This window comes from Bradyrhizobium sp. MI1.3, assembly GCF_055811695.1.
The window spans coordinates 21,857-38,781 of record NZ_JBVVPQ010000065.1; the positions used below are offsets into that span (position 1 = coordinate 21,857).

Here is a 16,925-nt window from a genome sequence, read left to right on the forward strand (position 1 = left end):
TCGCCTCAATTCGTCAGCCGCGCCGATGGCGCGGGAGATCGCGAAAAATCGGGCCGGCTTCCAAGAACATTCCGAAGCAGCTTGCCGCCAAGAATCTCGACGTAGAGATAGCTGAAGTTCGAAACCGCCAGCACAGCGGCCAGGGAGATCACGAGATTCAGCGTGGCCGGCAGCCCGGCCCAGATCGAATCGAGCGCCGCGATCGGCCGTGGCCCGAGTGCCCGCACGAAGTACTCCGCGAAGAGCACCACCAGCGCATGCACCATATAGACGGAGTAGGATCTTCGCCCGAGCCACACCAGCGGCCGCGCCACCAGAATCTTCGGCACCAGCAACGCATCCGGAAACGCCAGCAGGCTGCCGAGGAAGGTTGCGAACACAAGCGGCGCCAGGAAGGTGGCCGCCGGATTGGTCTCTGCGAGGCTGACCAGGACGATACTGGCAATCATGGCGATCAGCTGCAGCCCTCCCTGCACGGCAGGGCTCGGCTTGCCCGGCAGGCGACGAACGATCCTGACGGTCAACACACCGAGGAAGAAGCTCACAAAACAGCGCAGGATGCCGAAATCGGTCTGGAGTCCCAGACTCCTCTTGTCGAGCACGAAGACGATGACGACCAGACTTGCGACCGCGACCAGCCCGGAGACGGCGTAGAACCACGACAGCGAACGCATGCGCTGGGCCAGCAGGACGATCAGGCCGAACACCAGGTAGGTGTAGAATTCGACACTTATGCTCCAGCTCGGAGCGTTCCAGCTGAGATAGTCGATCAGCCCCATCGAATGCAGGAGAAAGACGTTGAGCAGGAACGAATAGGCGTTGTTCACCTCGAATGCGGCTGGCGCGGCAACCACGACGCCTGCGGCGACCAAGCCGATACGCAGAAGGCGGAACAGCAGGTTTGCGATCAGCATGACGATGTGAAGCGGATAGACCCGTGCCAGACGCCGCACCATGAATTCGCGCAGCGAGAAGCGCCCGAAGTCGCCCTCGACGTAGCTCAACGACATCACGATGCCACTGAGAACGAAGAACAAGTCGACCAATAGCCACGCGCTTCTGAAGAACGAGCAATTGATCCATGCATTGTGTGGGAATGCCGCGAGAAAGGTCGGCATCAGCAGGAGATGGTGGATCACCACAGATGTCGCGGCGATACCCCGGATGCTGTCGAGCGGCAGGACATGCGCTTTCTCACGATGAACCAACTCCGTCACATCGACATTCCGTAGCTGTTGCACCGCAGCAGTCTGTATCAGGTCTTTGCGTGCTTTCAATCGTCACGATTGGGGATTCGCGTATGACGCATGACGACCGGCGATAAATTCATCGCTCTCTGTCATTCGAACATGCGCGCGACAACTTTGCGCCATTTTTGCTGATCGAGAGGCATCGCGACGAACGAACTGACTCGTCAGCGAATGGTCGCGAGCATTTGCGAACAAAGTATGCGCGAAACCCGGCGGTGTTGCGATTTAGCCTGTATGGAAGATGTTTCTTCATCCGCGGGCTGCCGCCGCTGGAACAATTGTCGTGTGTCAATTCGCGACGAGATGATTTCGATCGCCTCATAAATCTTCAATCTGCAAAATTCGCGGGCGGCATTGTGCTGATCTCGCGAGCATTGCAAATCGTAGTTGCACAACCGACGAGAGGTAAGGCACTGATGTGGCAATCGACGGCACACGCGACCGAGTGAAGCCCGCTTTTGCGTCGCACAAAAATTGACACAGTTGACTGCCACTCTTCGTGTGTACTGGTTTTGCAGCAACGACGAAGGGACACGGATGAGCTGCGGAGTGACGCCTCGTACGAAGCCGAGATGGCTACCCGTCATCTTGACGGGATTTGCTCTGATCGCATCGGGCGTCGGTCCCGCCCGAGCTCAATGCGTCGGATTTTCGGACCGCGCCTCACAAACCGAACTCGACGCCTTCGTGAAGGCGCCGTCCTCGCTTCTGGAGCGGCTACGCAACGACAAAGAGAAGCTGAGGTCTCGCCTTTCTTCGTATATCGCGACCAATCCATCGGTGTTGCCGTCGGTGCAGACGCTTATCTCCGAATCGGCTTCTCCCGACCGCTCGACCATCGGCGCAGCGCTGCGGCTCGCAGAAGCGCTGTGTACGTCAACGAAACCGGACGCTGCGCGCAAGATTAGGGATTTCACGCAGCGGGTCGGCGACCTCGCCGTGCAAGCGGGCTATTCCGCGGCGGGAGAAGATGGCTCCAGCACCCAATTGCAGCCGAGTGACAACAAGCCGACGCAGTCTCGGGGCGGAGCGCTCTTGGAGGGCGAATGGAAGACCAAACTGGCCAACCCATTCAAACCTGTTCCCCTCCCGAATTGATCTTTGACCATTAAGGCAGCGAATTTTCAGATGTATCAGCCTAGAGAACACTTCCAATCGGGACACCGGTTCGGCATCGAGTTTGGCGGCGCGGTCCTCAGCTTTGACCGTGTGACCGACGTCCTTCGTCGGCAATGGCCGCTGATCGCTGCGGCAGTTGGCGCTTCGCTGGCTCTGGTGATCGTCTATCTGGTGCTGGCAAAGCCGATGTATACGGCAAACGCCCGCATCATGATGGACACCCGGCAAACCCAGGTTCTCGACAAGGACAGCGGGACCAACAGCGCTCTGATCGACACCGGCTACGTCGACAGCCAAGTCGAAGTCATCAATTCTGACGATCTTATCCTTTCAATCGTTCGCCGCCTGCGGCTCACCGAGGATCCGGAATTCAACGGATCCAATCCAGGACTTCTCGCCGTCATCATGGGCAAGGTCATGTCCGTGTTCGAATCCGGCGAACCGCCCACGCAGGAGCGGATCGAACATGCCGTGGTCGAATCGATTCAAAAGAGTCTCAGGGTCGAGCGCGTCCTGACCACATACGTCCTGTCGCTCAGTTATCGCGCACACAGCCCGGACAAGGCCGTCAAGATCGTAAATGCGATCGCCGATGCCTACATCGTGGGTGCACTGGAAGCAAAATACCAGTCCACGAAACGGGCGACCGAATGGCTCCAGCAGCGAAGCGTCGAGCTCAGCGAGCAGGCAACGGCCAGCGACCGCGCGGTGCAAACCTTCAAGGCCGAGCATAATATCGTCGGAACCAGCCGCGGCCTCATGTCCGAGCAGCAATTGTCGGATTTGAATACACAGCTGGTTCAGGCGCGGGCGGCCACGGCCGAAGCCAAGGCGCGCCTCGATCGGATCGAAGCGATTTCCGACCAGGACCTCGCCCAACCGACCGTGACGGACGCCCTTAACAATTCGGTCATTACGCGCCTGCGCGCCCAGTACCTCGATTTGCAGGCTCAATATGCCGATTGGTCAAGGCGCTACGGCAAGACTCATCTTGCGGCGGTCAATTTGGCCAACAAGATGGAGGAACTGCGCAAGAATATCGCCGATGAGCTCCATCGGATTGGCGACGCCTATCGCAGCGACTACGAGATCGCAAAAAGCCGAGAGGCATCTCTCGACAAGAACGTGAAAGAGCTGGTCGCCCAGGCGGGTCACACCGGCCAGGCGGAAGTCAAGCTGCGCGATCTCGAAAGCGCGGCCGACACCTATCGCAATCTCTACAATAACTTCCTGGAGAAGCTGCAAAGCGCCACCCAAAACCAGAGCTTCCCGCTCAGCGAGGCACGCCTGATCAGCACCGCGACCAAGCCCGATCGCAAAAGTTCGCCGCGGACGGTTTTAGCCCTGGTGGGCGGCTTGGTCGGCGGCCTCTGTCTCGGCTTCGGCGCCGCCTTTGCGCGCGAGCTCCTCAACGACGTCTTGCGGACCCCCGGGGAGGTCGAGGACGAACTGGGCGTGAAGTGTCTTGGTGTCCTGCCAGATATTCGCCCGCCGACAAAGACACGCGCGTTGCTTTCGGCATCCGCGAAAGCCGACGTAGCGGGACTATCCCGCTACGTCGTCGATCATCCGTTCTCGCGGTTTGCCGAAACGTTGCGCAACATCAAGGTTTCGATCGACGTTGCGCGCATGACCCGAGAGATCAAGGTCATCGGCATTGTATCGTCGCTGCCAAAGGAAGGAAAAACGACGGTCGCGGCCAATTTCGCTCAGTTGATTGCCATGACAGGTCACCGCACCATCCTCATCGACGGCGACTTGCATACGCGCTCACTCACGCGGGAACTCGCACCTGACGCCAACAGCGGACTGGTCGAGGCTCTCAGTGACCCCACCGCCTTCAGCTATCACCTGCAACGAAGCAAGGAGACCGGTCTCGATTTCTTGCCCTCCATCGTTGCTTCGCGCATGGTCAATTCGGCCGACGTCATCGCATCGAGGCCAATGGCCGACCTGCTCGCGATGCTACGGGAACACTACGAATACATCATTATCGATCTTGCCCCTGTGATGCCCGTGGCGGACTCCAAGGCGTTCAGCGTCCTCATCGACGCAATGGTCTATGTGATCGAATGGGGAGCAACCACGCGAGCTGCGCTTCAAGAATCAATTTCGGGATCGGAGATCCTTCAGAAGAAGCTGCTGGGTGCCGTCCTCAATCGCGCCAACCCGAAGATGCTTGGACGCATCGAGGCGTATAAGGGTAAGCACCGCAACAGCTATTACGTCGAACATTCCTAGAGCGAAGGGGGCGCAAGCCGCACAGTCTGCGGCTGCATCCCTCGCGCATGCCCCGCCCTGCTGACGACCGCCGCGGAGCCTTCCGAAGATAGACTGCAGAGGGCACTTTTCGGTCCCGCCGTCTGCAGGAACGGACGGAAACGGCCGTCGAAAGTTCGCAGCCGCGGCGGGACGCCCGGCGAGGCGAAGACCCGTCAGCGGGCTCTATTGAGTTCCGGGGTCACGAAGACTCGGAACCAACCCGCCAAGTGACATTATCGTCGGCTCCGATACGCGTCCTATCTCCGTATTCATCCGGAATCCACAAATGGCGATCTCTGCCATAGCCCAAGGCATGGATTGACGACGGCGATCCGGACGAAAGATAGTAGATAGTGACGTGTTGCCTGCACAAACTTGCCCCCGGCACGAAGGGCTATTGATCGTGACCGCAGCCTGGACTGCCGAATCTTTGAGCACCTTTCCTTCCGAGGTTCAGGAGGCTAACGTGCGCTCATACTCTTCGTACTTTTTCGGCAGGTTCGGATGGTGATTGCTCTTATCGTCCTGAGCATCTGGGTGTTGCTCAATATTCTTTTCGTGTTGATCGTGGTTCCCCCGCGTAAGGCCCGCCGGGAATCCCGGCCGCTGGCGACCACTCTCGCGCCTGCCCCGCTCGATCCGAATCGCCGAGAACTCGAGCATGACGAGCCTTTTTCGCTTCGCCACGTCGTCGCCTCAGTCGCCATGGGAGCATTCTTCGTCCTTGTGCCGCCAATGCTTGCGCTGCGGGACGCCGTCCTTCGCCTCTTCAAGAAGACCCCCGGCAACGGAAGCTAACGGCTCATAGGTGCCGCCGGTCCCCCAAGGCGGATCCTATTAATAGGCCTCCTGGAACAGCACCGTCGAGGCCGTACGTGCCATGATCTTCAGATCCAGCCAGATACTCCAATTGCTGACGTACCAGACGTCGTATTCCACCCTTTTTTCCATCAGATCGATCGTCGGGGTTTCCCCCCGGAAGCCGTTGACCTGAGCCCAGCCTGTGAGGCCCGGTTTCATGTGGTGGCGGTAGACGTATTTGCTGATGAGCTCGTCGTAGTAATTGTCATGGGCGAGCGCATGCGGGCGCGGCCCGACCAGGGACATGTCGCCGCGCAAGACATTCCAAAGCTGCGGCAACTCGTCGATGCTTGTCATGCGAAGGAAACGCCCGATCTTGGTGACCCGAGCATCCCGCTTGGTGGCCTGGGTAATCGTCTGCCCGTCTTCGCAGACCGTCATGGTTCGAAATTTCCATATCTCGAACGGCTTGCCGTTGAACCCTCGGCGCGACTGGCGGAAGATGGCAGCTCCTGGCGATCCGAGCTTGATCAGAACGGCGACTGTCAGCAGCAGCGGTGTAAGCATGACGAGCGCCAACAAGGCTACCCCTACATCGAGGCAGCGCTTTTGGAAACGCTCGAGAACACTGAGCGGCGGCCGCTGAATCTCGACCGCCACGGTCTCGCTGACCGGCAGGAATGGGCGCGACACGAGGTCGGCGAGAGAATCGTCCGGCAGAAGGCGTACCGGTTGGGGCACCGCGCGCAGGTAGGGCCCGATCTTTCGAAGCATCGGCAATTCGTTCCAATCGATCGCCAAAAGATACTCGTCGACGTCCGCCTGGCGAGACTGCCGAATGACATCACGAATCTGTCGCTCCCAATGGCCATCGCCGCTGTCGATCCCAAGCACGAAATGACGCATGACGTCGAAACCGTTCCGGCGCAAATCCTTGAAACGGTTCGAGGTGAAATCGAGCGGCTTCAGGCTCAACAGGATCACCTTGCGATCGACCAGCCGGCTTCTGGCATAGTTTGTCGCGAGCACGAACTGCCAGACAAAGCGCAGGCTGATCAATCCGGCGCCGCCGATTGCAGCAAAAATAATCACTGTGCCGCGAGACAGATTGTCCGTCGACTTCAGCAGAAAGGCCGCGACAGCGAGGATCGTCAGCGACGCCAACCAGATGAAGACCGCCTTGCGCAGCTGCCAGACCAGATTCAGCAAGCGGTGCGTGGCGTAGACATCCTGGGAATATGCGACCGCGACGAACACAACGCCGACGATCAATCCTGCGCCCATCGATGCGCCGTCGCCAGTGGAGGCAAGCGCGACATTGTAGAGCGCCGCCCCTGCAGCGTAACTGAGCAGGATGAGCAGCAGGTCAGCAGCGATGATGACGATCTGAAAAGGCCGCTGAAGAGCCGTGCCGCGCGTTGACGACAGTGCACCAGCGCTTTCAGAACCATAAGTTGCAACAGCCATTCGAACCTCTGCTATCGAAAATGCTTGACGCTGATCCGTGATGCTGAAGATCCGTCACTTCCCCGAACGCAAACTGTGAAGTGAACACAGCGATATTGTGGCGCTGCACGCGAAACTTTTGCGATGCATGAATGCATCGCGTTTTGTTGAGATGTCATCGGGCGCGGAAGACTTGCGTCACAGTGCTGACACACGATCGAAACTCGCTGCCCTATTTTGAATCAAGTTCCACTTCGAATTCGGTCGGGCACTTGCAATGAAGCGCTAGCAGCTCATCTTTGATGCGCCTATTGCCACATTGAGTGGCTCCGCAGCGATACGATTCGATTACTAGAAGTTCGATGATTTGCGATCTAAAGCTGTATCTCCTCAACCGTCTTCAGCGAGACATGCATCTTCCGCGCTGCCGGGCGCGATGCAGCCCATGGCAGAATTGCCTGATTTGCTCAGCGCGCGCCGACAAGCTAAGCAAGCGAGTATCCTCCTTTCCTTCGGCGCAATCAGGCCGTCTGAGAGGCGGCACTCTTCAATAACGTCCGGCCGTGGACCGACTTGGCGAAATTATCCTCACCACCTCACCGAGTGTGCGCGCCATGACATCTCTTGCCCGATCACACCCGCCAATTGACAGACCGCAACTGCCGGACGGCGTTCGAATTTACGCGATCTCGGATATTCACGGCTGCTCGCATTTGCTGCAGCCCATGTTGCGGGTCATCGATGCCGACGTGGCCCACAGTCGGCCACGCTATGCGATCGAGGTGTTCATGGGCGACTACGTCGATCGCGGACCGGACACGCGCGCCACCCTTGATCTCTTGATCGAACGAAGCCGGCGGGGAAATTCGATTTTTCTCAAGGGAAACCACGAGGCATTTCTAGTGAGGGTTTTCGAAGACCCTTCGTTGTTTGAAGACTGGCTTCGCATCGGTGGCGCCCAGACACTCATGTCCTATGGCCTCGCACCGCCAGACCTGAAGCGCGACGACCCGGGGTCGATCATGCGCGACTTGATCCGCGCAATGCCGGGGGAGCATCTGGAGTTCCTGGACGAACTACGGCTTAGCTTTACCTGTGGAGACTTTTTCTTCGTCCACGCCGGCGTTCGCCCGGGTGTCCCCTTGGCCGAGCAAAGCGAAAGCGACCTGCTTTGGATTCGCGAAGAGTTCCTTCAGAGCGAGGAGCAGTTCGGCAAATATATCGTTCATGGTCACACGCCGGTGCGCACCGCCGAAGTCCTGGCAAACCGGGTCAACATCGATACGGGCGCCTACGCGACGGGCAATCTAACTCTCATGAGTATACAAGGCAGCCGGATGCTGGCGGTATGACTCGCCCAGGATATGCCTAGCCCAGGAAATGTTTGCCGATCCATCGGGAGATTGTTTTCCTGAAGCGAACGGACGGAATCGGCACTCACGAGTTAACGGCGTCAGCTAGTTGAGCACGAGCGGCACTTCCCGTCCTGCTCGCGTGTTGGCCATCCAATTGCGCCAGGCCCGCTCATGCTTGGCGTAGAGCTCCAGCCATCGTTGTCCGGGCTTGTTCTGATCAAAGCGAAGGCCAGGGTCGAGGGGGGCGTCGGGCTTGTCCAACGTCTCGAACTCGATGGTTTCCGCAATCGTCAAACCGAAAAGGACACGCTGTCCTGTACCATCCACGATGTACCGTCGCGGTGCGTCCCTCATCGGCTGGGTCATGTCATGTGTCGCTTATGGTCATGAGAACAGAGATGTCGCTCGCACGCTGGACGAGGCCTAAAAGGCACGTCGGACGTGTCCGAATGCTGAATTGGGAGTCGATCGGGACGTTCTGCGCGAGGTGCCGGAGGGCTCGTTCGTCGTGGTTCGTTGCGACCGCCGGGTACGCAGCGCATAGACCAACATGACGCCGGCGCAGAAGATCAAGGCGAAGACAAATGCAGAAGCCATACGAGTCGTCCCTGAATAGTGCGGTGCTCATCAAGAGTGAGCAGTGTGTCGACATCATGATTCCTGATGATTCTTGGTGACTCTCCTGGTGCCAAAAGATTGCCCACGCCTGATCTTGTCCTGAGCAACAGCATCTGAGGTGTCTGGTAGCGCGATCTTTTGGCCGGACGCACCGACACGGATGGTCACCTCAAATCTGTTCTGTCCCGTCCAGGTGGATTGGCGCACCTGAAGAGCTGGCTTTCGCAGCCATTCTATGGAACGAAGCGCTTGCAACCTTTCAGACGCCGTCGCATTATTTCTCGCCCATTTTCGAGAGGGATTGATCCGATGAACTTCCGCACCCTTGCTCCATCCATTGCTCTTTCTGTTCTTGGCCTTGCTTTGATAACGACCGCAGCTTCAGCCGCGGAGCTTGCGCTGGCTCCTGCGCATCATCGGTCGGCCTACGTCCGAACCGGTTACGTGTTTTGGGATGATGTCTACCCGCCTGCGATCTATGGCCCCAACCTTCGCCCTGTCGAGGAAGTCACGGCGCTCAAGGCGGAGGCCCGGCCCGTGTCGCAACGCTGGTGGGGGTATTGGTACGCTCGGTGAACGGCAAACCGTTTAGCGACCAGCCGCGTTCAACCATGAATCGCCGCAACACCGGGCAACTGGGTGGCGGCGATTTTGTTTGGGGCTTGCCTGGCCCATCCAAACATGATCACCGAACGGGCGGATCGTCGGCCCGTCATTTCGCTACCAAGCCCCTCGCGTCCAGGAACTGACCGGTTTCGAATTGCGGTGTCGGGCGAAAATCGCAGGCAGCGCGGATCCTCGGTCATCGCTGTGGAAGTGACCATCAGATAGCGCCGTGCCGACTGGCGAGGAAGCGGAGCGCTCTCGCTGCACGGCTCGATAGAGAAATTGAGGCAGCCTCAGCCCGTGCTGCGTAAACTCAGTTCCGTCGCGGAAGGCTCCTCACGGAAGGCTGCCGATTGCCGGCAGGCTTTCGACGTCCCATCGGGAACGCTGCTACTTTGCCTGCGCACCCCGGTCCCAAGGCCGCTTGCCATCCGCGCCCCTGTCCCACGGGCGCGCCGTTGGGGCGTCCTTCTCCTGTGTGGCTGCCTGCGCACGATCGGCCTGAACCCGTTCGCGATCGGTTAATGGGGCCTTCGGAGTTGCCGGTTCGGGCTGCGCCAATGCCGGCGTCGCGATGAGCAGCATCGCCAAAATGAATTTTTTCATCCCCGGCTTTAACACACCGGCCGCAGGCTGTCCGATCTATTCGGAGCCCTCCAAAGTTCAAAGATCCGCCTAATCTCCAAAGCTCGAAGGAAAAGGCCCGCAACGGTGGACCTTTCGGTGAGAGTTGAGATGGATCGCCTATTTCTGATCTTCGTTGCTGGTGCCCGATCCGGGGCTTCCGATCGGCAAACCATTAGCTGAATGACCAACCCCAGAGTTACGCTCGGCCTGCGCGGCGGCCGGCGTCTTTCCGTTCGCGGTTGGGGGTTGGACGTTCGGATTGTTCTGGCTGGAGTTGGGGTTACTCGTGTTCACGTTAGCGCCGGTGGTGGTGCCTTGAGTCCCCGTGCCGGACGGAGCCGAGGGGCCCGAGGTCGCGCTGCTCGACGAGGTGCCTGTCCCAGCACCAGAGCTTGCCGCCGAACCCGCGCCGCCGCCGGCTCCCCCACCCGAGCCGCCGCCACCACCTTGGGCGAGCGCGGTCGACGAGAATGCTATGCAGGCAACGACAACAAATAGAGGTTTGCGGATCATGGATGCGTCTCCCTGAGCTTGAACAGCAATCACGACAGGCGCTGGAAGTTCCTTCGCTGCCGCGGTCCGAATTCCCTGCGAACAGGGAATTTTACAGGGAAAGCGCGCCTGCGGTGAGGCCGCTATCCCATGGAAATGCGAACATTTGCCTTGAAATTCAGCGCATCCGGGGCGCGATCCGCCGAATCCGAACAGGGAATTTATCGGTAGTGAACAGGGAATTTGCGTGCAAACGGCTGGACGAAACAGGCGATGTGCGGGCTACGGATCCGTGCCGCATGCCGCGGCGGGAATAGCGCAAGCATCGCCTGTGGATCACCGCCAGTGCAGGGGCGGCGTCTGCGCACGGCGAGGAATCGCGAACAGTCGCCGAATTTAACTGGCAGCAGGACCCTCCTAGTCTGTGTACTCATTAAGCAGCTGGCCGCCTTATGCCCGCTCACCCCCTACCAGCGGCGGGAAAGCGGACGTCTGCCGAGGTCGCTGAAGGGCCAACAGCAGACTCGCGCATCGCCGCAAGGTTAGCTCATGCCCAGCGAAGCCGCGCCAAGATCGCCCGGCCCATGACCCAGTCCTTGTCGCTTTCGGTGAGGAATGGAAGCTCCTCCGTAAATTGCGTCACGCGCTGCCGATAGGTGGCCCGGGCGAACGAATTGGTAATATCGGTGCCCCAATAGCAGCGCTCCGGTCCATACGCGTCGAAAAGGCGCTGAATATGCGGAATGGTATCGCGGAATGGATAGGACTCGGTCGAGATCAGTGGCACCGAGGACAGCTTCACCGAAACGTTCGGGTATTTTGCGAGCTCGGCCGCCTCGGCAATAGCTTCCGCCACTTGGTTGTTTTTCCCGGATTGTGATGAATCAGCACGAGGGCGAAGACCCGCGCCGACGCCCATGTGGTCGAGGATAAGCGTAAGGCCGGGGTGTCGCTCGGCGATACGTGCGAACAGCGACGTCTGCCCCGATGTGAGAAACATCACAGGCAAACGAGCCTTCTGCGCGGCCGGCCAGAACCAGTCCGCGGTCCCGTCAGTCAGCCACGCGGCTTCGTCGGGCCCGAAGTTCAATCTCACGCCCAGAACGCCGGGCTGGTCGCGCCACGTCGCAAGCCGCGCTGCGCCCTCGGGCTTGTTGAGGGCCACACGCGCCATGATCGCGAAGCGGTTCGGATACCGTTTGACGGCCTCTTGGGCATAGTCGACGCGCTCGCCTTCGAGTGATGCCGGCGGAACGATGACGACGCGATCGACGCCGGCCTCGTCCATCAGCGGTATGACCCGCTCGATGGTGAAGGGCTCGGGAAGCTGCGGCTTGGCACCGGGTAGCCAGGGTCGCTCCGGAGTGCTCGCCGGCCAGAGGTGAACCTGCGAATCGACGATCACCCGTTTTGGCTGCGCAAATGTCGTGGCCGGATGAACTGACAGCGCGACACCGGTCACGACGGTGCCGGTGAGGAGACGACGGCGTGAAAGCATTCAACCTCCTTGACTGCTTAATGTTGTCACGCGCGGTGGCGGCCGAAGCCCGCGCTATCCAAGCGCTGCGAATTTGCTCGCATTTATGAATGTAAATCAAAGTTGGGACCATAAAGGTTCAAAGGGTGATTGGCATCGCAGCTTTCCTGCGGCGCATATTGGCTCCGTTGGTCCGATAACGGAAGTCGTCGTTTCTTAGTTCATGCCTGATCGACGCGGGGCGGAGCAGAACACAGGTGCCACCCCAGCGCTATTAGCGCTCGCGTTCCCAAGTCAGGCTTCCTACCACTCTCTTTCCGGGAAAAACGGAGCTGACTTGTTCCGCCGTTCGAATGGTCAGCTTATCTCCTTCCAGCTTGAAGAATCGTATTTGGTCCTGTCCGGTCAAACGCTCATTCCCCGATATATCAACTTTGGTCGTAAACTTGTCTCCTTCGATCACAAATTTTCCGGAGTAGGCGAGGAGTGACTTCAGAAGGACTGCCGACTCCTCATTGTTCGTTGCCGGTTTGCGATTTGCCGCCACGATGACGAATGTCACGTATCCGTCTGCCGCGAAGACCGCCCTGCCTTTGGGATTGGGACCGAAAGGCTCAGTCGCCTCTCCACCGATAATCTGAATTGTCCATGAGCTTAGCTTCCAACTACCTGCGAGTTGCCCCGCTGTATCCTCCGCAAGGGCAAATCCAGCTTGAAAACAGACGCATACAATAGCAGCAGCGAGCACACGGAGAAGTACCATATCTTCCTCCCTCTCAGCAGATGACCGGGTGCGTTCAAACAAATGCCAAGGCTAGCTGTGAGAGAGGAAATCCGCCAGAGCGAGGGGTCCGGGAAGGTCTGCTGTGGGTCAAAAGCAGCTGGCGAGCCACGCGCAGCTCGGCGTCCGGTTTATCCAGCGACAGCGGACGTCAGGGAGGCTGAACCGCTCTTCTTAGGGCCAATAACCGATTGTCGGTCCGGGTGGGCATTCCTTCCGATCCGGCGTAGAATGGCATTCAGATTGGATCGCGGGTCATGGCACAGGAGCGGCTAGGACGGATCGAACGGAGGTTGGCGGCTATATTGGCCGCCGATGTGGCTGGCTATTCGAGGCTCATGCACCATGACGAAGAGACCACGCATACCAAACTGACAGTTCTCTTGGCGGAGGCTGTTGATCCAACAATCGCCGAACACAGCGGCCGGATCGTCAAGAATACCGGCGACGGGTTTCTCGCAGAGTTTCCGAGTGCCGTCGAAGCTCTTCGGGCTGCGATGGTATTCCAAGCGCGCGTTCGCGAACTTACCGCCGGCGCCCCGGAAGACAGGCGCATCGCTTTTCGAGTGGGCATTAATATTGGTGACGTCATCGTCGAGCCCCACGACATCTTTGGCGATGGGGTGAATATCGCCGCACGGCTTGAGAGCGTCGCAGCACCCGGCGGCATCTGCATCTCTTCGGCTGTCTACGATCAGGTCCAGGGCAAGTTTGGCGACAGGTTCGCCGATATTGGTGAACAGAACCTCAAAAACATCGGCCGTCCGGTTCGAGCTTATGCTGTGGTTCTGGATGGGTTCGGCACGGCGGCGCTATCTCCGGGGGCGGGATCAAGCGCACTTTCACCGCCCCGCCTTTCCATCATTGTGTTGCCCTTCGCTAACCTCAGTGACGATCCTGGGCAGGACTACTTTGTCGATGGCGTGACCGAGAGTTTGACCACAGATTTGTCGCGCATCTCCGGCTCGTTCGTTATCGGCCGACACACCGCATTCGCGTACAAGGGCAAAGCGATCGATCTCAAGCAGATTGGCCGCGAACTGAATGTTCGGTACGTGCTAAAGGGTTCTATGCAGGGAGCCGGCGATCGACTTCGCGTAAACGTTCAGCTCGTGGACGCGGAAACCAGCGCGCATCTATGGGCCGACCGCTTTGACAAACCCGTCGCCGATCTTTTTGATATGCAAGACGAGATCGTATCGCGCCTCGCCAACACACTGGACGCCCAACTCACTGAACAAGAGGCCAGGCGATCAGAGCGATCTCCGCAGCCCAATTCGATGGACTTGTATTTCCGAGGCAAAGCTTTGTTGCACAAGGGGTGGACGTTGGAAGGTGTGCCACAAGCGCGCGCGATTTTTGAACGGGCGGTGACCCTCGACCCCAAGAATGTCGACGCGATGGTGTGGATGGCTGGCGCCGATCTGATGCTTGGAGCGAGCTACTTGGATGACGCCACGAGCGAGCATTACGCAGTGGCCGAGGCGACCTCAATAAGGGCGCTGTGCCTCGCGCCCAACCATGCTTACGCACACTTGGCTTTGGGCTGCGCATTAATGTGCACGAACCGCGCGGCTCAGGGCATCGCTGAGTTCGAGAGGGCGTTGACGTTGGATCACAATTTGGCTGAGGCTCACGCGCAAATCGGCGGCGCTAAGTTGTACATGGGGCGCGGAGCGCAGACGGTGGCTCATATCAACGAAGCACTTCGCCTGTCTCCTCGTGATATCTTCGGCCATCGATGGCTCATGATAGCCGGCTTTGCCAAGCTGCAGCTTAACGAGGATGCTGAAGCAGTCTGCTGGTTCCGCCGCAGCATCGAGGCCAATCGAAATGACGTGAACGCACATTTCGGGTTGGCTGCCGCGCTCGCGTTGCTTGGCTCGCTGGACGAGGCGAAAGCTGCTGCAAAGGCGATATTTGCGCTGGTTCCAAGCTTCACCATCCGCCGCTTCCGAGATGGAGCTTGCAGCGATAACCCAATTTACCTCGCCAAACGCGAGCGTGTGTATCAGGGCCTGCGGCTGGCGGAGGTGCCGGAGGGATGATGTCCGGTTTCCCGCTGAGCGACCGACTTCCGGTCCTCGCCTGCGTCCGGACATGTCGCTGCACTTCGCAACTGGCGCTATGGGTCAACAGCGGAAGTCGCGACGTTACCAAGCATATCGGGCGTAGCTGCGCGTCACGTTGGAGAACTCCCCTTCGAAGGTTGTGGCCGTAGACCAGCCGGTGATCCATTTCACTTCGGCGGACCCGGTCAGCAGCCGCCTGCCGTCCGCCGTTGACCACAAATCTCGTCCCCGGCAGCGTCTGAAACTGGCGTCCATGGCGCTGTGCTCGCGGTTGGTCAGCAGCACGCGCCCGATTGGAGCCTAGGTGCGAAACGTCAGTTCTCCTGACTGTGGCACGGCAGCGCGCCTATCCACTTGAGGCAATGGTCCATCGCACCGGTTGGGTAACCAACTCCACGGATCCATTGGTGCTCCACGCTCGGCCGAGCCGCACGTGAAATCTCATTCCTTCCGGAACGGACGTAAACTGACCACGTTTTTTTTGCTTAGGATGCAGCTCTGATTGGGGAGCCGCAAAGCACCCCGAAAATGCCCGTGAGAGATGGAGAAGGACAATGGCCCACGAACGCCACGAGAACAGGGCTACCCATAATCCAGAGGATAAAGCTTCTCGCGCTGCCGAGAGAGCAACTGAGCAGACCCGGCGCATCGGATTGGCCGCGGCTGAGACAAACGAGCAAGTAGTGAAGACAGGCGCCAATCTTGTACAGCAGAATGCAGAGATGTTCCAGAACACGTGGCGCTTTGGCCTGGATATGATGACGGCGATGATGGGGCGTTCAGCAGATCACATGGGCAGAGCCCTTGGTGTGTCTGGAGATGAAGCTCAGGATGCGACCAAGAGATCTGCCCGGAACGCTGAGAGCATCCTCTATTCGGCCACAGCAATGAGCAAAGGTCTGAACGATGCTTCTCGAGAGTGCCTTGAGCTTGCGCGATATCAGATCGAGAGGAGCATGAAAGGAATGAGCGAACTTTGGCAGTGCCGAACGCCTCACGACTTTGCGGCGATGCAGACTGATTTGCTGCGGGAAAGTTTGGAGCGTACGCTACAGAGCAGTCGCCGGATTGCTGACGTTTCGGTGAAGGCGGTGGATGACGCCGCAACACACATGACCGAGACCATGAAGCGAGCAGCCTGATTTTAATTCGAGCGAAAATCAGCGGCCGAAAATCCCGGCCGCTGATCTGCTCGTTGACCTTAAGTCGGGAGGCGTTCGAGGGCACTGGTCATATTTAGATGTCCCGTCACGAAATTCACGGCAAGGTCGGTCAGCCTTCGCGGTGATCCGCGAGACCATCCGGGAGATGGACAAGGTCGCGAATCGGCTTGAGGCGACGAGCTGCGCCGATGTTAGAGGACCGCTGATCGAGCTCTGTCGCTCAGAATTCCCGGGGCAAGGTTCATGCTCAGGAATTCCACAACACAAGGTCGCGAGGGCGAAGCACGTAGGGCCGGACGACTGGTCTAACACCTGATCTGTAGCGCCCATTGGCGTCAATCCAATTCGGCTCTGAGTTCCGCTCCGGGTCATGAATGTCGATTTGAACCAGCGCCGATAACGTCCGGATTGCCCCGAGAGCCGAGGTCGAGCCAAGCGTCTAGCGCGGACGAAAAGGGCCAATACCAGAAATCATTCCGAACGGTGTTGCTGATCCAATCCGGGTTACCGCGCGGGCGCGTTTGGGCGCTACGTCTCCAATCGTCTGAAAGCGACGCAGGTTCGGAAGGTTATCGGCTTGAGAATGGCCAACCTCATTAACGAGGAAGTCATCATGATCGATGTCCATGGCGTAAATCCCCCGCTCCGCCCAAAGTTGCGTGTCCTCTCCTTTCGTTCAAGCCGAGATGGGGCTGACTTCGTGATCAATCCGGAAGCCATCGCATTGCGACGTTAACGCCGCGCGAGCGGTAGGTTCTTTGACCTTGTCATTTGCGTTTAAAATCGACAAGGAGATCGCCGGCTTTAGGCGCAACAGAGCGCACGATGACGTGCACACCGCCACTACCACAGCACT

At 58.9% G+C, this 16,925-nt stretch carries 16 protein-coding genes; 7 read left to right on the forward strand and 9 right to left on the reverse strand.

Annotated features, from left to right (window positions below):
- Positions 1-5: 5 nt before the first annotated feature.
- A complete protein-coding gene (locus AC0L3A_RS32105; RefSeq protein ID WP_473255869.1) occupies positions 6-1,217 on the reverse strand; it encodes an acyltransferase family protein in 1,212 nt (403 codons plus the stop codon).
- A gap of 621 nt (positions 1,218-1,838) precedes the next feature.
- Here AC0L3A_RS32105 and AC0L3A_RS32110 point away from each other — a divergent pair.
- From AC0L3A_RS32110 to AC0L3A_RS32120, 3 genes are all read left to right on the forward strand, one after another.
- Complete coding sequence (locus tag AC0L3A_RS32110) at positions 1,839-2,348, forward strand: hypothetical protein (RefSeq protein WP_473255870.1); 510 nt, start codon at positions 1,839-1,841, stop codon at positions 2,346-2,348.
- A gap of 30 nt (positions 2,349-2,378) precedes the next feature.
- A complete protein-coding gene (locus AC0L3A_RS32115) occupies positions 2,379-4,610 on the forward strand; it encodes a GNVR domain-containing protein (RefSeq protein WP_473255882.1) in 2,232 nt (743 codons plus the stop codon).
- 525 nt (positions 4,611-5,135) lie between these two features.
- Entirely contained in the window at positions 5,136-5,429 is a 294-nt protein-coding gene (locus AC0L3A_RS32120) for a hypothetical protein (protein WP_204513783.1), read from the forward strand.
- A 39-nt stretch (positions 5,430-5,468) separates the two neighbouring features.
- On the opposite strand, the gene AC0L3A_RS32125 is transcribed toward AC0L3A_RS32120, so the two are convergent.
- Positions 5,469-6,899, reverse strand: a complete 1,431-nt coding sequence (locus tag AC0L3A_RS32125; protein WP_473255871.1) for an undecaprenyl-phosphate glucose phosphotransferase — start codon at positions 6,897-6,899, stop codon at positions 5,469-5,471.
- 593 nt (positions 6,900-7,492) lie between these two features.
- Between AC0L3A_RS32125 and AC0L3A_RS32130 the strand changes: the two genes are divergently transcribed.
- Positions 7,493-8,230, forward strand: coding sequence for a metallophosphoesterase family protein (locus tag AC0L3A_RS32130; RefSeq protein WP_473255872.1), 738 nt, complete (start codon positions 7,493-7,495; stop codon positions 8,228-8,230).
- A gap of 105 nt (positions 8,231-8,335) precedes the next feature.
- Here AC0L3A_RS32130 and AC0L3A_RS32135 read toward each other — a convergent pair whose 3' ends face one another.
- Complete coding sequence (locus AC0L3A_RS32135) at positions 8,336-8,599, reverse strand: hypothetical protein (protein WP_473255873.1); 264 nt, start codon at positions 8,597-8,599, stop codon at positions 8,336-8,338.
- A gap of 561 nt (positions 8,600-9,160) precedes the next feature.
- On the opposite strand from AC0L3A_RS32135, the gene AC0L3A_RS32140 reads away from it, so the two are divergent.
- Positions 9,161-9,427, forward strand: coding sequence for a hypothetical protein (locus AC0L3A_RS32140; RefSeq protein ID WP_473255874.1), 267 nt, complete (start codon positions 9,161-9,163; stop codon positions 9,425-9,427).
- Positions 9,428-9,847: 420 nt separating this feature from the next.
- On the opposite strand, the gene AC0L3A_RS32145 is transcribed toward AC0L3A_RS32140, so the two are convergent.
- From AC0L3A_RS32145 to AC0L3A_RS32160, 4 genes are all read right to left on the reverse strand, one after another.
- Positions 9,848-10,063, reverse strand: a complete 216-nt coding sequence (locus tag AC0L3A_RS32145; RefSeq protein WP_473255875.1) for a hypothetical protein — start codon at positions 10,061-10,063, stop codon at positions 9,848-9,850.
- A 138-nt stretch (positions 10,064-10,201) separates the two neighbouring features.
- Positions 10,202-10,597 (reverse strand): hypothetical protein, encoded by a 396-nt coding sequence (locus AC0L3A_RS32150; RefSeq protein ID WP_473255876.1) that lies wholly within the window; start codon positions 10,595-10,597, stop codon positions 10,202-10,204.
- Positions 10,598-11,123: 526 nt separating this feature from the next.
- Complete coding sequence (locus AC0L3A_RS32155; protein ID WP_473255877.1) at positions 11,124-12,038, reverse strand: amidohydrolase family protein; 915 nt, start codon at positions 12,036-12,038, stop codon at positions 11,124-11,126.
- A 289-nt stretch (positions 12,039-12,327) separates the two neighbouring features.
- Positions 12,328-12,816, reverse strand: coding sequence for a lipocalin-like domain-containing protein (locus AC0L3A_RS32160; protein ID WP_473255878.1), 489 nt, complete (start codon positions 12,814-12,816; stop codon positions 12,328-12,330).
- 275 nt (positions 12,817-13,091) lie between these two features.
- Between AC0L3A_RS32160 and AC0L3A_RS32165 the strand changes: the two genes are divergently transcribed.
- Together AC0L3A_RS32165 and AC0L3A_RS32170 are read left to right on the forward strand one after the other, a co-directional pair.
- Positions 13,092-14,882, forward strand: coding sequence for an adenylate/guanylate cyclase domain-containing protein (locus tag AC0L3A_RS32165; protein ID WP_473255879.1), 1,791 nt, complete (start codon positions 13,092-13,094; stop codon positions 14,880-14,882).
- 578 nt (positions 14,883-15,460) lie between these two features.
- Entirely contained in the window at positions 15,461-16,048 is a 588-nt protein-coding gene (locus tag AC0L3A_RS32170) for a phasin family protein (RefSeq protein WP_007595372.1), read from the forward strand.
- Between the two features lie 460 nt (positions 16,049-16,508).
- On the opposite strand, the gene AC0L3A_RS32175 is transcribed toward AC0L3A_RS32170, so the two are convergent.
- Positions 16,509-16,697: a hypothetical protein gene (locus tag AC0L3A_RS32175; protein WP_473255880.1), complete on the reverse strand. Its 189-nt coding sequence runs from the start codon at positions 16,695-16,697 to the stop codon at positions 16,509-16,511.
- Positions 16,698-16,745: 48 nt separating this feature from the next.
- Positions 16,746-16,925 (reverse strand): hypothetical protein (locus AC0L3A_RS32180; protein WP_473255881.1); only part of this gene is annotated, 180 nt, incomplete at its 5' end.

Excerpts from the sequence above, each read along its gene's own strand:
- AC0L3A_RS32115 (WP_473255882.1), top strand. The coding sequence starts at position 2,379 with ATGTATCAGCCTAGAGAACACTTCCAATCGGGACACCGGTTCGGCATC.
- AC0L3A_RS32120 (WP_204513783.1), top strand. The coding sequence starts at position 5,136 with ATGGTGATTGCTCTTATCGTCCTGAGCATCTGGGTGTTGCTCAATATT.
- AC0L3A_RS32125 (WP_473255871.1), bottom strand. The coding sequence starts at position 6,899 with ATGGCTGTTGCAACTTATGGTTCTGAAAGCGCTGGTGCACTGTCGTCA.
- AC0L3A_RS32130 (WP_473255872.1), top strand. The coding sequence starts at position 7,493 with ATGACATCTCTTGCCCGATCACACCCGCCAATTGACAGACCGCAACTG.
- AC0L3A_RS32135 (WP_473255873.1), bottom strand. The coding sequence starts at position 8,599 with ATGACCCAGCCGATGAGGGACGCACCGCGACGGTACATCGTGGATGGT.
- AC0L3A_RS32140 (WP_473255874.1), top strand. The coding sequence starts at position 9,161 with ATGAACTTCCGCACCCTTGCTCCATCCATTGCTCTTTCTGTTCTTGGC.
- AC0L3A_RS32145 (WP_473255875.1), bottom strand. The coding sequence starts at position 10,063 with ATGAAAAAATTCATTTTGGCGATGCTGCTCATCGCGACGCCGGCATTG.
- AC0L3A_RS32150 (WP_473255876.1), bottom strand. The coding sequence starts at position 10,597 with ATGATCCGCAAACCTCTATTTGTTGTCGTTGCCTGCATAGCATTCTCG.
- AC0L3A_RS32160 (WP_473255878.1), bottom strand. The coding sequence starts at position 12,816 with ATGGTACTTCTCCGTGTGCTCGCTGCTGCTATTGTATGCGTCTGTTTT.
- AC0L3A_RS32165 (WP_473255879.1), top strand. The coding sequence starts at position 13,092 with ATGGCACAGGAGCGGCTAGGACGGATCGAACGGAGGTTGGCGGCTATA.
- AC0L3A_RS32170 (WP_007595372.1), top strand. The coding sequence starts at position 15,461 with ATGGCCCACGAACGCCACGAGAACAGGGCTACCCATAATCCAGAGGAT.
- AC0L3A_RS32175 (WP_473255880.1), bottom strand. The coding sequence starts at position 16,697 with ATGGACATCGATCATGATGACTTCCTCGTTAATGAGGTTGGCCATTCT.